At 60.4% G+C, this 14,815-nt stretch carries 14 protein-coding genes and 2 pseudogenes; 12 read left to right on the top strand and 4 right to left on the bottom strand.

Going from position 1 to position 14,815, the window contains the following annotated elements:
- Positions 1-133: 133 nt before the first annotated feature.
- The 3 genes from istB to CMV14_RS16175 all read right to left on the bottom strand — a co-directional run bounded on the left by istB (position 134) and on the right by CMV14_RS16175 (position 4,209).
- Positions 134-892 carry an IS21-like element helper ATPase IstB gene (gene istB / locus CMV14_RS16165; protein ID WP_066970376.1) on the bottom strand — a complete coding sequence of 253 codons (759 nt, stop codon included), beginning with the start codon at positions 890-892 and terminating at the stop codon, positions 134-136.
- Entirely contained in the window at positions 889-2,385 is a 1,497-nt protein-coding gene (gene istA / locus CMV14_RS16170; RefSeq protein ID WP_066970373.1) for an IS21 family transposase, read from the bottom strand. Before istA ends, istB begins: the two co-directional genes overlap by 4 nt.
- Before the next feature lie 78 nt (positions 2,386-2,463).
- Entirely contained in the window at positions 2,464-4,209 is a 1,746-nt protein-coding gene (locus CMV14_RS16175) for a TonB-dependent receptor (RefSeq protein ID WP_176489085.1), read from the bottom strand.
- Between the two features lie 281 nt (positions 4,210-4,490).
- Here CMV14_RS16175 and CMV14_RS16180 point away from each other — a divergent pair, with 281 nt between their 5' ends.
- The 10 genes and pseudogenes from CMV14_RS16180 (at position 4,491) to CMV14_RS27610 (ending at position 11,888) form a co-directional block, all read left to right on the top strand.
- On the top strand, positions 4,491-5,072 hold the full coding sequence (locus CMV14_RS16180; protein WP_202820859.1) for a TetR/AcrR family transcriptional regulator: 582 nt from the start codon (positions 4,491-4,493) through the stop codon (positions 5,070-5,072).
- Between the two features lie 221 nt (positions 5,073-5,293).
- Positions 5,294-6,223: an SMP-30/gluconolactonase/LRE family protein gene (locus tag CMV14_RS26830; protein WP_066965312.1), complete on the top strand. Its 930-nt coding sequence runs from the start codon at positions 5,294-5,296 to the stop codon at positions 6,221-6,223.
- Positions 6,224-6,242: 19 nt separating this feature from the next.
- Positions 6,243-8,000, top strand: coding sequence for a PQQ-dependent sugar dehydrogenase (locus CMV14_RS16190; RefSeq protein ID WP_176489084.1), 1,758 nt, complete (start codon positions 6,243-6,245; stop codon positions 7,998-8,000).
- 78 nt (positions 8,001-8,078) lie between these two features.
- Positions 8,079-8,939 (top strand): alpha/beta fold hydrolase, encoded by an 861-nt coding sequence (locus CMV14_RS16195; RefSeq protein WP_083215939.1) that lies wholly within the window; start codon positions 8,079-8,081, stop codon positions 8,937-8,939.
- Positions 8,940-9,075: 136 nt separating this feature from the next.
- A complete protein-coding gene (locus CMV14_RS27020) occupies positions 9,076-9,378 on the top strand; it encodes an alcohol dehydrogenase catalytic domain-containing protein (RefSeq protein ID WP_202820860.1) in 303 nt (100 codons plus the stop codon).
- A 102-nt stretch (positions 9,379-9,480) separates the two neighbouring features.
- Positions 9,481-9,801: pseudogene (locus CMV14_RS27600) on the top strand (zinc-binding dehydrogenase); the annotation flags it as partial.
- A gap of 110 nt (positions 9,802-9,911) precedes the next feature.
- Entirely contained in the window at positions 9,912-10,076 is a 165-nt protein-coding gene (locus CMV14_RS27605) for a zinc-binding dehydrogenase (RefSeq protein WP_408014334.1), read from the top strand.
- Positions 10,077-10,247: 171 nt separating this feature from the next.
- Positions 10,248-10,565, top strand: coding sequence for a winged helix-turn-helix domain-containing protein (locus CMV14_RS16205; protein ID WP_066965283.1), 318 nt, complete (start codon positions 10,248-10,250; stop codon positions 10,563-10,565).
- Positions 10,566-10,706: 141 nt separating this feature from the next.
- Positions 10,707-11,363 (top strand): HAMP domain-containing protein, encoded by a 657-nt coding sequence (locus CMV14_RS16210; RefSeq protein ID WP_139114733.1) that lies wholly within the window; start codon positions 10,707-10,709, stop codon positions 11,361-11,363.
- Between the two features lie 223 nt (positions 11,364-11,586).
- Positions 11,587-11,888: pseudogene (locus tag CMV14_RS27610) on the top strand (sensor histidine kinase).
- A 325-nt stretch (positions 11,889-12,213) separates the two neighbouring features.
- On the opposite strand, the gene CMV14_RS16225 reads toward CMV14_RS27610, so the two are convergent.
- A complete protein-coding gene (locus CMV14_RS16225) occupies positions 12,214-13,029 on the bottom strand; it encodes an oxidoreductase (RefSeq protein ID WP_066965277.1) in 816 nt (271 codons plus the stop codon).
- A gap of 101 nt (positions 13,030-13,130) precedes the next feature.
- Here CMV14_RS16225 and CMV14_RS16230 point away from each other — a divergent pair, with 101 nt between their 5' ends.
- Both CMV14_RS16230 and CMV14_RS16235 read left to right on the top strand, forming a co-directional pair.
- Positions 13,131-13,757, top strand: a complete 627-nt coding sequence (locus CMV14_RS16230; protein WP_066965274.1) for a TetR/AcrR family transcriptional regulator — start codon at positions 13,131-13,133, stop codon at positions 13,755-13,757.
- A complete protein-coding gene (locus tag CMV14_RS16235) occupies positions 13,754-14,755 on the top strand; it encodes an NADP-dependent oxidoreductase (protein ID WP_066965271.1) in 1,002 nt (333 codons plus the stop codon). The genes CMV14_RS16230 and CMV14_RS16235 overlap by 4 nt, the downstream gene beginning before the upstream one ends.
- Positions 14,756-14,815: the final 60 nt, after the last annotated feature.

Here is a 14,815-nt window from a genome sequence, read left to right on the forward strand (position 1 = left end):
CGTGTCAACGGCGGAGCAATTTCCGGCCACCGGGCGGAGCAAAAGTCGGCCACCCTTGCGCCCGGCTGAGACCGCCGTGAGGGCGTAGCCCGAGCGGGGTCTCAGCCGGGCGCGGCGATTTTTTTGAAAGGTTTCAGCCAGCCTTTCGGGCGCGGCTTTGGGCGAGACGATAGCTGTCGCCGTTCATTTCGAGAATGTTGACGTGGTGGGTGATGCGATCGAGCAGTGCGCCGGTCAGTCGTTCTGATCCCAAGGTTTCGGTCCATTCATCGAAAGGCAGATTGCTGGTGATCAGGGTGGCACCGCGCTCGTAACGCTGGGAGATCAGCTCGAACAGCAATTCCGCACCGGTCTTGGAGAGCGGCACGAAGCCCAGTTCGTCGATGATCAGCAGCTTGTAGGCGGCCATCTGCTTCTGGAAGCGGAGCAGACGCCGCTCGTCTCGAGCCTCCATCATCTCGCTGACCAGGGCCGCCGCCGTGGTGAAGCCGACGGATAAGCCTTTCTGGCAGGCGACCAGGCCGAGGCCGAGCGCGACATGCGTCTTGCCCGTGCCGCTGGGACCGAGAGCGATGACGTTCTCGCGGCGCTCGATCCATTCACATCTGGCCAGTTCCAGCACCTGTATCTTGTTGAGCTTGGGGATGGCGGCAAAGTCGAAGCTGTCGAGGCTTTTGACGACCGGGAATTTGGCCGCCTTGATCCGCCGTTCGACCTTGCGGCGATCGCGCTCGATCATCTCCCGCTCGGCAAGCCGGAAGAGGTAGCCGACGTGATCGACGTCCTCGGTTGCGCAGAGTCGGGCCAGCTTTTGGTGCTCGCGCTGGAAGGTCGGCAGCTTGAGGGTCTTGAGATAGTGGGCGAGCAGGATGTCAGGTGCTTCGGTGCTCATGCCGCCTCTCCCGCATCAGACGACAGGAGGCGCATATACGCCTTCGCCGAGGTCTTCTCGACCGTCGCCCTCGGAAGGTACGGATAGATCGACAGGTCCAATCGCGGCGGTCGGCGTTCTACGCGGCACAGGATCAGATGCTTGACCGCATCGAAGCCGATCGCGCCGAGCTGAAGGGCCTGCCTTACCGCCGCATGCAGGTCGGCAAGCTCGAAGCTTTCCAGCAGACGGAGAACCTGGACGTATTCCCGCCGGCCATGCTTTGCCATGCGGCCTTCCATCAAACGGCGCAGCGTGGCGAACTCGTCCGGCAGATCCCAGCCCTGCAATGGAGCTGCCTGATCCAGCGCATTGATCTTCTGCTCGATCAGCGGCAGGTAATGGACGGGGTCGAAGACGATGTCTTCCCGTTCCCAGCTCCGGGGATGGCGGGCGATGATCTCACCACGGCAACCGATCACCACCTGATCGACATAGCCCCGGACCCAGACGTCTTGATGACCGTAGGCAACCGGCACGGAATAGTCGTTCGTTTTGTAGCGCACCAGCGATTGGGCTGTCACAACAGCGCTGGTCTGGTCGCAGGCATCAAACGGCGACGCCGGCAAGGGACGCATGGCGGCAAGATCGCGCTGCAGCCGTTCGCCGATCGTCTCGTTCTCGCCGCGTAGCTTATCGCGCTGGCGCTTTCGGCACTGCTCCTCCAGAAAATCGTTGAACGCATCCCATGTCGCAAACTGCGGGATCGGCACCATAAAGTTGCGCCGGGCATATCCGACAAGACCCTCCACATTCCCCTTGTCATTACCCTTTCCCGGACGGCCATAGCGATCGCGGATCAGGTAGTGGGACAAAAAACCGCTGAACAGCGCTGCCCGCTTGCGCGTGCCGTCGGGCAGGATCTTCGCCACAAGGCAACGGTCGTTGTCGTATACGATCGACTGCGGCACGCCTCCGAAGAAGGCAAACGCATGGATGTGGCCGTCGACCCAGGCCTCGGCCACCGCCGCCGGATAGGCCCGCACGTAGCAGCCGTCGCTATGCGGAAGATCGAGCACGAAGAAGCGCGCCTTCTGCTCGACGCCGCCGATCACCACAGTCGCCTCGCCAAAGTCGGCCTGCGCATGGCCGGGAGGATGCGACAGCGGCACGAACACCTCCCGGCGGCGCTGATCCCGCTCGCGCATGTAGTCCTTGATGATCGTGTAGCCGCCGGTGAACCCGCATTCGTCGCGCAGCCGGTCGAACACCCGCTTGGCAGTATGCCGCTGCTTGCGCGGCACCTTCATATCCTCGTCGAGCCAATGCTCGATCGTCGAAACGAACGCATCCAGCTTCGGCCGCCGGATCGGTGATCGCCGCTGATAGCCGGGCGGTATCGAATACGACACCATCTTGGCGACGCTGTCGCGAGATATGTTGAAATGCTTTGCTGCCTGGCGCTGCGTCATCCCTTCGGAGACAGCCAGGCGAACCTTCAGATATAGTTCCACGGTGTAGATCCCCTGTCCCTCCTGCCGTCATTGCAGAAAGGAAATAGGTGGCCGGATTTTACTCCGCCCGCGGCTGGTTTATTCCGCCGCTACCGTGGCCGACTTTTGCACCGCCGCTCTCAGCCGAAGGCGATTATCCAAGAGCGTGGTCTTGATACCGCCTTCGTAATCCGTCAATTTCTCGGGTTCGAAGGCAGGCGCAATTGTTGTGACGTCAAATCCACCGGACTTGAATCCCTTGGAGTAAGATGCGTACGCCAGCGTCGACCGGCTGAGCTGATACTGGATCCCGAGCTTCGGTGTCGTCGACTTGAAGGTTTTTGGGCCCTCCGGGGTCGGAGCCGGCAAAGGCGTGTCGTTGTGATAGGGCGAGTTGCTGATGTAAGGCGTGAAGAAGTCAAAGCGGTTGTAAAGGAGGGCCTTCTTCCGCTCACTGCTCACACGGATGCCGACGGTGAACGTCAAGCGGTCCACAATCTCGTAGCTGGCTTGGGCAAAAGCAGCCTTCGCGGTCGTCCGGATCGACCCGCCGATCTCCCCGTCAACGAGATAGTCGGGCGATCGTGGCGGCAGACCCAGAATCGGATCGAGCAGACGGCCGGGAAACGCGACCGCGCCAGGGATCGAGGCGTCATATTCCTTGAAATAGTACAGGCCCGCAGTCGCGTGCAGGCGCGACGTGTCGTAATGCGCCTGCAACTCTTGACTGAATTGGTGGGCGGGTTCGCCGGCTATGTAGAAGGCATCGACGTTGCTGCCAGCGCCGATCGATTCGAACGTCAGCGAATTCTGATCACGATAGCCGGTGACCGACTTCAGACTGACCGGGCCAGACGTCCATTCGACTATCCCGGTAGCAGATGCCGTTCTCAGCCTGAACTTGGGATCCCTGACATTGGCGATATCCTGAAGGCCGGTGGGAGCATAGCCGCCCTGTTGAACGAAGACCGGCGGCTGGCCCGTCGACCCCGAGAGTCCGCTCAATCCGGCCGCGCCAAAATAATGTTGCGCCGCAGACCGCTCGTTCTCCTTGTAGTATTCGCCGATCACCGTGGCCTTCAGCCCTGAGACCGGGGTGATAACGAGGGTCCCCCGAACACCTCGCGCGTTCTTGTCCTCTACGTCATTGCCTGTGACCAAGTTGCGACCGTAACCGGAGTGGCGATCGACAAACCCCGCCACACGGAACAGTATCTTGTCATCAACGATCGGGCCACCGACCGCGCCCTCGACATTGACAGCACTGAAATTACCGATCGTGGCGCGACCATAACCGGACCAATCGTTGGTCGGTCGCGCGGTCGTGATGTTGACAGAGCCAGCCGTAGCGTTGCGGCCGTAGAGGGTTCCTTGCGGCCCTCTCAGCACCTCGATCGAGCCGATGTCGTAGATGCCACTCAGCTGCGCGATTGGACGCGAGACGTAGGCCTCATTGACGTTGACCGCCACCGCGCCTTCAGCCGTCGGCACGAAATTGGAAATGCCGATGCCGCGTAACGTGATCTGGGCGTATCCGGAATTCTGCCCCATCTGGAAGTTTGGAACGAGGGTCTGGATATCGATCAGGGTCCGGACCTGGGCCTTTGCCAGCGTATCGCTCGTCAGCGCGGTGACGGCGATCGGTGTCCGTTGCAAATTCGTGCTGCGCTTTTCCGCGGTCACCACAATCTCTTGTAGGCCCTGATCGGGCGCGGTGTCGGTTTGCGCAGACGGTGGTGGGCTCGACGCGGTTTGTGCGGTCTGGGCGCAAACGGCCGCCGACGGAACTGCAGCCGCGGTCGCGAGCAGTGAGACGAACACAATCCTGGAATGCCTATGATTCATTTTTCCTCCCCTTTGCGGTTTTTCCGCTTTTGCTTGATGAACGTAGATGTATTTCGGGGCATGGCCTTGCCCCATGAGGCGTTGACCCTGCGGTAACGCCGCTCGTCGGGCTGCTCACGCGTGCCTGTAGGCCGTTCGGCCCTTCCTTCCCCTCGCCAAAAGCAATAACGTGTTGTCATGGCTTGCCGTACTGACAAACTGACACTGCGCGATATTATGTCAGACGTTGTTGACGCGCGCGTGGATGAAGTCAACAATGATTTTAAAGGAGCAGCACCAGCGTGACACCGCCAACGAAACTCGAACGGGCCATCACGGCGGGCGAAAAGGTATTCATGCACCATGGGTTTGCGCGCACGACGATGGGGATGATCGCAGAGGCGGCCGGAATGTCGCGTCCTGCGCTCTACCAGCTTTTCAAGGGCAAGGAGGCGGTTCTTAAAGCGGTCATTGATAGCGGCATGGACGCCATGCTGACGAAGATGACCGAATCGATCGCAGATGTCACGTCGCCGGCTGAACGGCTTCGCCGGGTGTGCATGATCTGGTCGGCCGCTTCTTTCGAGCGCTCTCAGAGCAATCCAGCGCTTCGTGACCTCACTGGCAATCCAGCGTATGTCGATGGCTATAATCGTTTCATCGCGCTTGTCGCGGAGATCCTCGCGGCAAGCTCTGCCGGCTCGGGCGACCAGATCGCCGTGCCCGATCTGGCGCGCCTGCTCGTTCTCGCCATTCGCGGCTTTAAATCCACGGCGGTGAGCCTTGAGGACCTAGAAGGCCTCATCCTGAGGCAGATTTGCTTGACCATCGACCATATTGATCATGTTGGAAGCTGTCTCACGCGAGAGCCTCGCACGCCTTAGGTCCCGAATGGATTGGGTCGGCTGGAGGTGGCACCGACAGCTTGACAGGGTCGTCGCCAAACTGTCTACCCGACGAAATGACGATATATGTCACAACGTCTGGCGGTCTGCTCTGGGATTATCTCCGATATCGCCGTTCGCTGGTCACGGGCGACCCGTTCAAGCGCCGTGCCAAATGCGGCGGAAACGTCGGAAGTCTTGGCAGGCCACATCGATGGGCCGTGTTGATCCCCACGGCCTTGGCGCTCGGCGGCGCGGCGCCCGGCCCCATTGATTTGCCAGGTGACACATTATTCCCGGAGAGCGTCTCCACACTTCCCAATGGTTCGGCTTTTGTCGGCAGCGTCAGCGGAGGCGTCCTGCGGGTCTCCCTTGTATCAGGAACGGTCGACCGATTCATCGCTCCAGGGTCTTTTGAAAGCGGCTCGATCTACGGGGTTTTGGCCGATCGCCGCAGCGGGATTCTGTGGGTCTGCAGCAACGATTTTCGCGACCGGGGCATCCGGATTGACGGCGCTGCTGCCGGGAGCCGTCTGATCGGCTTCGACCTGCGAAGCGGACAAGGCAGAATCGCTTTGCCGCTGCCGGGCGCCAAATCCGTCTGCAATGACATTGCGATAGATCGGCACGGCGCGGTGTACATCACGGACACGAGCGGACCGCGCATCTATCGCTGGCGAGAAGGCGAGGCGGCGCTCAGTCTCTGGTTTACCGACAGCCTATTGGAGTCGCCCCGCGGCGGCGGTCTGGATGGCCTGGCGTTCGCGGCTGATCGAAACCTCTACGTCAACAATTACCGAAGCGGTGCGCTGTTCCGCATCGCCATTCGCTCGGACGGAAGCGCGGGCCCGGTGGTCAAGCTGCGCACGTCACGACCGCTCGAGAAACCAGATGGGATGCGATCGCTCGGCGGCCAACGCTTGGCTTTAGCGGAAGGCGGCGGGCGCATCAGCGCCGTCACCATCTCCGGCGACAGTGCCACCGTTGAGCCGCTTGCCGATGCCGTCGTCGAACCAACCGGCTTATCGACGTTTCACCAGCAGATCTGGTTTGTTTCAGGACAGCTTTCGCGGCTCTTCGGCGGGCCATCGGTGCCGGCAAACGCACCTGTGCTGCCGTTCCGTCTGTCCCCCGTCCGCTATCATCACTAAGATGCTCTGGAGCTGCCCCGTGCGCACACGATCCCCATGGCTTGGCCTCTTCGCCCTGGTCGCCCTGACGAGCACAGCAAGCTCCACCGCAAAGCCGGAGGTCGGCACGAAGCGCAACGCTTCGGCCAAGTGTCATGGGGACACCAAACTCAGTTTGCCGCCCGGCTTCTGCGCCACGATATTCGCCGATCGGCTTGGGCATGCGCGGCACTTGACGGTAGCGCCCGACGGCACGGTGTATGTCAACACTTGGAGCGGTCGCTACTATGCCGACGCGTCCGCGCCGCCGCCAGGCGGTTTTGTCGTTGCACTTCGCGACAGCGACCACGATGGACGGGCCGATATCGTCAAGCGGATCGGACCCGGTGTTGCGGACGGCGCAACGGGAGGCACCGGTATCGCGCTCTATAAGGACGACCTGTTCGTCGAGGCCGACGATCGCATTGTTCGGTACGCGATATCCCAAAGCGGACTGATCGAGAACTCGCCGCCGGATGCGGTGGTGACGGGGCTGCCGTTAAGCGGATCGCATCCCATGCATCCCTTCGCGATCGATCAGGCCGGCACGATCTTCGTCAACAGCGGCTCTCCCAGCAATTCCTGTCAAAAGGCAAATCGCGAGCTTGAATCGCCGGGCAAGATGCCGTGCGAGGAGCTCAGCACCCGGGCCGGCATCTGGCGGTATGATGCAAAGCGCACCGGACAAAGCTTCTCGCCCTCCGAACGGTTCGTGACAGGTTTGCGCAACGCCGGCGGCATTGCCTTTACCAAAGATGGTCGGATATTGGCCGTTCAGCACGGCCGCGATCAGCTCGGACAAAATTGGCCCAAGATTTACACCGACAAGCAAGGCGCCGAGCTGCCGGCCGAGGAATTGCTGCTCTTGTACGACGGCGCGGATTACGGTTGGCCGTTCTGTTATTTTGATCCAGGCCTAAAAAAGAGGATACTGGCGCCCGAATATGGTGGCGACGGCCGCAAGACCGGGACATGCGGTTCCAAGCAGCTTCCCTTAGCCAGCTATCCCGCGCATTGGGCGCCCAACGATCTTGCCGTCTACTCCGGATCACTATTCCCGAGCCGCTATCGGGACGGCCTGTTCATTGCGTTTCATGGATCCTGGAACCGCACGCCTGCGCCGCAGGACGGCTACAATATTGTATTCCAGCCTTTTCGGAATGGCGCGCCGAACGGCCATTACATTATTTTCGCGGACGGTTTTGCCGGCGCCTTTAAAGAGCCCGGTCGAGCCGCATTCCGGCCGTCCGGCCTCGCGGTGGGCCCGGACGGTGCGCTCTATGTGTCCGAGGATTCTCACGGACGCATCTGGCGCATCACCTATTCCGGGCCGGAGTCAGCGACACTTGTTGCGGCCAAGCCGGCCGCCATCGCCAGTCCCAACCGCGTCCCATTGGCAAGCGCCAGCCCCGAAAACCTGGGGTCCCTGCCCCCCGGCTATACACAAGCGCAAATCAGGCTGGGACAGCGTATCTTCACTGGCCAGGAGCGAGGCGGGACGTGCAGTGGTTGCCACGGATCGGACGGCCGAGGAACGAATGTGGGGCCACGCTTGACCGGGCAAGGCGGGTGGCTCTGGGCGGACGGATCCACTGCATCGATTGCCCGTGTCATCCGCAACGGTGTTTCGGCGCCTAAGAAGAGTGCCTCCACCATGCCGGCTGACGGCGGGGTTACCTTGAGCGAGCCAGACCGTGTTGCCCTTGCTGGCTATATCTGGACTCTAGGGCATCCGCCGCAACCGAAGCATTCGCATTGATCGCGGTAAAGGCGCTTAATTCGACGCAGCGCGGCCTAACGCCCAGTTGATAATGATATTGCTCAGGAGGATGATGGCATGACAGATTTGACACTCCGCAACGGCACACAAAAGCTCGCAGTCTCCCTGTTCGGCAACCCTGATGGGCCACCCGTGGTCTTCCTGCATGGCGTCAGTCTATCGCGCGATACCTGGGCCGAAGTGGCGAACGGTCTCGCGCAAGATTATCAGATCTGGACGCTGGACTTCCGCGGCCACGGGCATTCCGATCATGCCGACGGATATTCCCTCGATGATTATGTCTCGGACGCGCGGACGCTTTTGAAAATGATTGATCGCCCTGCAACGCTGGTCGGACACTCCTTGGGCGGGTGCGTCGCTGGCGTCTTGGCTCAGAGCGCTGTCACCAATATTAGCGGCGTTTTTCTCGAAGATCCGCCTTGGTACCTCGGCGAACCAGGCGAATGGGCCAGGTCAGTCTACCCCCGCCTCTTTACGATGGTTCGTGCGCAGCAGGCGGACTGGCAGGAAAAAGGTGAGCCGCTGCAAACCTATTACGATTTCTTCGCTAACGCGCCCTCTCCTGCCGGGGGCCGGGCGAGCGATCATATCAGCCATCGACATTTGCTGAGCCACGCGTCTTCCCTGCAGCGCCAAGACAATCGATGCTGGGGTGACGATGGTAGCGTCGTCCAGGGCAGCGTCCTGGCTGAGATCGACACCACGGCCAAGATCCTTTGTCCGGTGACGCTGCTGCAGGGCGATCCTGCCTACGGGGCGGCGTTTCTCGATGGTCATGAAAATCGCTTCAAGCAGGCAAACCCCGATGCCCGCGTGGTGGGCTTTCCCGGAATCGGGCATAACATTCATCGGACAGTCGCATCGGCACCTCTCTTCCTGGCAGAATTGAGAGCTCTCCTGAGCAAGGTGGCACGTTGATTTCAGGAAGCCACCAGTCCTAGTCACCGGTGCCTCGTCTGGCATCGGCGCAATTTGGCCGACCGTTTCGCCAGACGCGGTCATGATCTTATTATGGTGGCGCGGTCGCGTGCCGCGTCTGCCGAGGGGCACTGTCATGAAGGCCTATCTTCTCGATCGCTTCGGGAAAGGGCAGACTCTTCGTCTGGCCGATGTGGCTGATCCAGTGACCGCGCCCGACGAGGTACTGGTCGAGATCCACGCAGCCGCCCTCAACCCGCTCGATTGCAAAATCCACGACGGCGCGTTTAAACCTCTGCTGCCGTATAAGCCGCCGTTTATCCTCAGCCACGATCTCGCTGGAATTGTCGTCGCCGTGGGGGGATGCGGTCCGCCACCTCAAGCCCGGGGACGCAGTCTATGGACGGCCGCGCGATGGGCACATTGGCACCTTCACTGAGCGGATCGCTGTCAAAGAGTCAGATCTTGCGCCCAAACCGGAAAATCTGTCGATGAGGAAGCTGCGGCCATCCCGCTCGTCACGTTGACGGCGTGGCAGGTGATGGTTGAACGCGCGAAACTTCAGCGCGGCCAAAGGATCCTTATACACGCGGGCGCTAGCGGTGTGGGAACGATCGCTATTCAACTGGCAAAACATCGCGGGGTACCGGTGGCTACGACAACGAGTGCTGCCAACGTGGACCTCGTCCGAACTCTTGGCGCGGACACGGTGGTCGATTGCAAAACGCAGGATTTTACGGAGACGGTCTCAGGCTGCGACGTTGTCCTGCGTGGCCTCAATGCCTCGATACTCGAAGCATCGCTCAAGGTTTTGAAACCCGGCGGCAAGCTCATCTCGATTTCTGGGCCGCCTGATCCTGCTTTCGCGAAAGCGCGAGGGCTAAACTTGCCGTTGCGTCTCATCTTTCCTTTATTGATCGCCCGTATCCGGCGCAAAGCAAAGCGGGCGGGCGTCGCTTACTCGTTTTGTTCATGCATGCCGATGGCGAACGGCTTGGCCAGCCTGGCGGCTTGTTCGGGAAGGGCGCAATCAAACCGGTCGTCGACCGCACCCTCCCCTTCGATCAACTCAACGAAGCCATGGCCTTGGTGGAGAGTGGACGCGGGCGGGGAAAAGTGGTCGTAAAAATCCGATGAGCCGGGCTTGGCGGGCCGCCTACTTTTCTCCGTCGCTGCCGCGATATGCAGCAGCATCGATAAGAACGTGAGCAGCCCGGCGACTATCTCGCAAAGCCCGTATCGCCGCGCGAACTGCTCGCGCGCATCCGCGTTGTGCTGCGCCGGAAGGTACATGCAGAACCTGTCGGCATGCGCAACGCCATCTATCAGTTCGACGGCTGGACCTGCGACATGGTGCGGCGGACCCTGCGCGATCCGCAGAATGTGGTGATCACATTGTCGGGAGGAGAGTTCTCCGTGCTGCGGGTCTTACTCGAGCGCCCGCAGCGTGTGCTAAGCCGGGACCAACTTCTCGAATACTCGCGCGGCCCTGAAAGCGCCTTCGACCGCGCCATAGACACACAGATCAGCCGTCTCCGGCGCAAGGTCGGCACGCGAACAAGGACCGAATTGATCCGGACCGTCCGGAGCGAAGGCTATATGTTTGTTCCTTCCGTAAGCCATTAATGAGCCGGTTCAAATTTCCGAATTCGATAATGACGCAGACGCTTCTGCTCATCGGCAGCGTTGGAGCCATCATGACGACCTGCAACATAGCGATTCCTATTCCGTCCGCCTGGCCTAGATTATCCCGTTACGGCGTTCGAATTGGAACGCCTGCTGAACGGTCAGCCGGTAGCAAGATCGCTTGCCGGAATAACCATCAAGGAGACGCCCCGGACACCGACGTTCCCGCTGACCGGCAGCGATGTCGTGGCACGCGCCGTGGCTCGCTCGCTTCCCGCTGGAACGCCCTTGCGACTGGAGCGAGGGGCATTCCCGATGGCCTACCGCAAGGCCCAGCGTCTGGTTTCTCTTGAGTTGCGCACATACGGAGACAACCCGCATTTCAGTCCGCCAATGTTTGGCCGGTTCGAAGCGGCCGTTCGGCTGCACAACGGAAACTGGCGCGTGGTGGCAAGGGGCGCTGATGAGCCGATAACAATCTGGCAGGCGCAAACAATCGCGATGTTGCTGGTGGTGCTGGTCGGGGCATTTCCACTTGCACTTCTATTGACCCGTCGCTTCGAAAGGCCGATCCGAGAGGTTGTCACCGCCATCGATCGCCTTAGCAAGCGGCAGGACATCCCGACATTAAGCCCCACCGGCCCGTCGGAGATCAAAGCCGCTGCTGTAGCCGTCAACGAACTCGAAAAGCGATTGCGGCGTTTCATCACGGAGCGCCTCGCTAGTGGGAGCTGTGGCTCACGACATGCGGACGCCGCTCGCGCGATTGAAATTCCATCTCCACGATGCGCCGGATGAGATCAGAGATAAGGTCGCCAGGGAAATAGACGAAATAGAGCATCTTATCGGGACTACGATGGAGTTCGTCGATTCCGAGAGCAGAATTCACACAACCGAGCCGGTGGATTTGTCACTGCTTGTCGAGGGTGTCGTCGACGATCTTTCCGATATGGGACTGAACGTGTTACTGACCGAGCCCGCGCCGGCAACGATTCAAGGTGATCCAATTCTGTTGAGAAGGATGTTCGTCAATCTTTGCAACAATGCGGTCACTTACGGTCACGCATGCATCGTCACGATTGAGACTAACGCTTCTCATGTCGTCGTTGAATTGCGTGATCGGGGAGGCGGAATGCCCGTTGCCGACCTCGAGCGGGCCTTTGAGCCGTTTACCGCGGAGAGGGCTCTCGCAAACGCGCGACGGGCGGTGTCGGGCTTGGCCTCGCGATCGTCAAGTCGGCCGTGGAAGCCCATCGCGGCAGCGTGACTCTTTCGAATCTGCCCGAAGGGGGACTCAGTGCGCGAATTTCGTTGCCCCTGTGAGCCGGGCGGGAATTTGGTAGCCATCCCAGATGCAGAGTTGGGCGACGTCCTGAACATGGTCCCGAACGGCAGGTCGAGCAGTGAATCGGATCCATAGCGCGCACTGCCTACGGACCCAGACGGTTGCCCAATCGTTGCACGGAAGAAGCAATCCGAACGCAACATCTATCCGAAGGGAAGCCTCATCCGTGACGAACGTGCGCGGTGTCGCGCTGCCAGTTTGAAAGAATATGCCCACAATTCCACATCGGTCGCCCTGCACTTTCCAGGGCCACGTGGCACCCCATCTGGTTCGGCGGGTTTCGCCGTTTCCGCGAACTTGAGGTCACGCAGGCAACCTCAATTGTTTGCGCAGACTCTTGTCGAAGATGCCCGCTGGAGCGAGTCGGCGCAAAAGGCTGATCTGCCACGCTAGCTTGCCCGAAGTATAACGCCGCCGCGGGCTGGCGGCGGTCGCGGCCTGAACAACCGTGTCGGCTACGCCTTCCGGCAGATCGCCCTTCGGCATCACGTCGGCGAGAAGGGCGTGCGCGTCGGCGCGCGCCCGATCATATTCGTCCAGCGTAGCATCCGGCTTGAGTCCATTCTGATCGAACGCGCCGCGCGTGAAGGCGGGCTCGATCAGCGAGACGCGGATACCGAAGGCGCGGACTTCATGATCGAGCGATTCCGAATAACCTTCGAGCGCATGCTTGGTCGCAGAATAATGGGCGGAATAGGGCCCCGGGATCAGCCCCAAGACCGAACTCATATTGAGGATGCGGCCGTCGGCTTGTCGCCGCATGGCCGGCAGAACCGCGTTGGTCACGCGCATCGCGCCGAACAGATTGACGTCGAACAATGCCATGACCTGATCGATCGAGGATTCCTCGGCACCTCCCACCAGACCCAGGCCGGCATTGTTGACCAGCAGATCGATCCTGCCCACCTGCCCCAGCACGGTCGCGACCAGCGACGTGACCGACTCTTCGTCGGTCACGTCGCAGGGCAGCATTGAGACTCGATCCGGCGCTGTGCCATTCGGTCGGCGGCTCGTCCCAAATACGGTGAAGCCGGCGCTTGCCAGTGCCTCCGCAGTGGCGTGGCCGATACCGGTGGAGGCGCCCGTGACGATCGCCGTCTTTTTCAAATGTCGATTCATGAGCGCTCCAAATCCACGCCGACTCTTGTGCTGGTCGCCGTTGCATTATGCTCGCTTAATGATAGTATGATCATACTGCAATATGGGATTTGCGACAAATCATGCGTTACGAAAAGGGCCGGAAGGACGCCTCGCGCCGACGGATCATGGAAGTGGCAACCGACCGATTCCGGAATGACGGCATCGCCGCGTCCGGCCTTGCCGCCATCATGAGCGATGCGGGGCTGACCAACGGGGCATTCTATCCGCACTTCCCTTCCAAGGCAGACTTGGTCCAGGCGTGCGTGGTGACCGCTTTGGACGAACAGTGGACGCAGTTGCGCGAGATCATCGCCGCGGGTGGTCCGGCGGCGGCGATCGCGATCTATCTCTCGCCGGAGCATCGCGATAATCCCGGCAAGGGATGCGCGCTCGCGGCGCTGTTGCCGGAACTGGCACGTCAGCCAGCCGAAGCGCACAACCTCTATGCCGAACGCTTGCTGGCGCTGGTGCGAGAGATGGCGGCGACATTATCGCCGGAGATCAAGGATCGCGAGGGCGTCGCGCTAAGTATTCAGGCGATCCTGATCGGTGCGCTTCAGCTTTCCCGCGCGGTGAGCGGAACGCCTTTATCGGATCGCATCCTCACAATCGGCACCGATGCGGTGCGGACGCTCATCACACACTCCGTTCATATGACGCCGGCAGAAGCCGGCCCGCCGGACAACCACAAAAAGGATTCCGTATGAAGGCCTTCGTTATCGATCGTTACAAGAGCAAGGGAGCCTTGCGGTTCACCGAGATGCCCGAACCTGATTTGCGGGATGACGATGTCCTGGTCGAGATCCATGCGGCCGGACTCAATCCGCTCGATGCAAAAATACGGGACGGGGATTTCAAGCTGATCCTGCCCTATCGTCTCCCACTGATCATGGGCAACGAGTTGGCCGGAACCGTGGTGCGGGTTGGTCCTCGGGTGCGGCGCTTCAAGCCTGGCAACGTCGTCTATGCAAGACCGCACCAGGATCGCATCGGCACCTTTGCGGAATTCATCGCGATTCGCGAGAGTGATCTGGCTTTGAAGCCCGCCAACCTGTCCATGGAGGAAGCGGCCGCTGTTCCTCTGGTCAGCCTGACCGCATGGCAGGCGCTGGTCCAGCGCGCCAAGCTCAAAAAGGGGCAGAAAATCTTCATCCAAGCCGGCGCCGGCGGTGTCGGCACAGTCGCGATTCAGTTGGCCAAGCATCTCGGAGCCACCGTCGCGACGACGACGAGCACAGTGAACGTCGATCTGGTCAAGAACTTGGGAGCGGATATCGTCATCGATTACCAGAAGGACGATTTCGCCGATGTCCTGAGCGACTATGATGTCGTGCTCAACAGCTTGGGTAAGGAAGAACTCGAAAAATCGCTTCGTGTGCTCAAGCCAGGCGGCGCGCTGATCTCGATCTCGGGACCGCCCGATCTTAATTTCGCGCGGGACAATGGCTCCGGCTGGATGCTACGGCAGGTCATGCGCCTTCTGAGCTTCGGCATTCGCAAGAAAGCGAAGCGCCAACGCGTCCGCTATTCATTTCTGTTCATGACGGCGAATGGCAAGCAATTGGGAGAAATCACGACGCTCATCGAAGCCGGTATCATTCGCCCGGTGATAGACCGGACCTTTCCATTCGAAGCAATGAACGATGCCTTGACCTACATCGAGGCAGGTCGCTCAAAAGGAAAAGTTGTTTTGAAGATTAAGTAGGATTTTACTCCCGTCTTTCATCAGGACCAAAGTTAGCCAGCCCTTGCTTGTTTGATTTGT

It is taken from the genome of Rhizorhabdus dicambivorans (assembly GCF_002355275.1).
Taxonomy (GTDB): domain Bacteria; phylum Pseudomonadota; class Alphaproteobacteria; order Sphingomonadales; family Sphingomonadaceae; genus Rhizorhabdus; species Rhizorhabdus dicambivorans.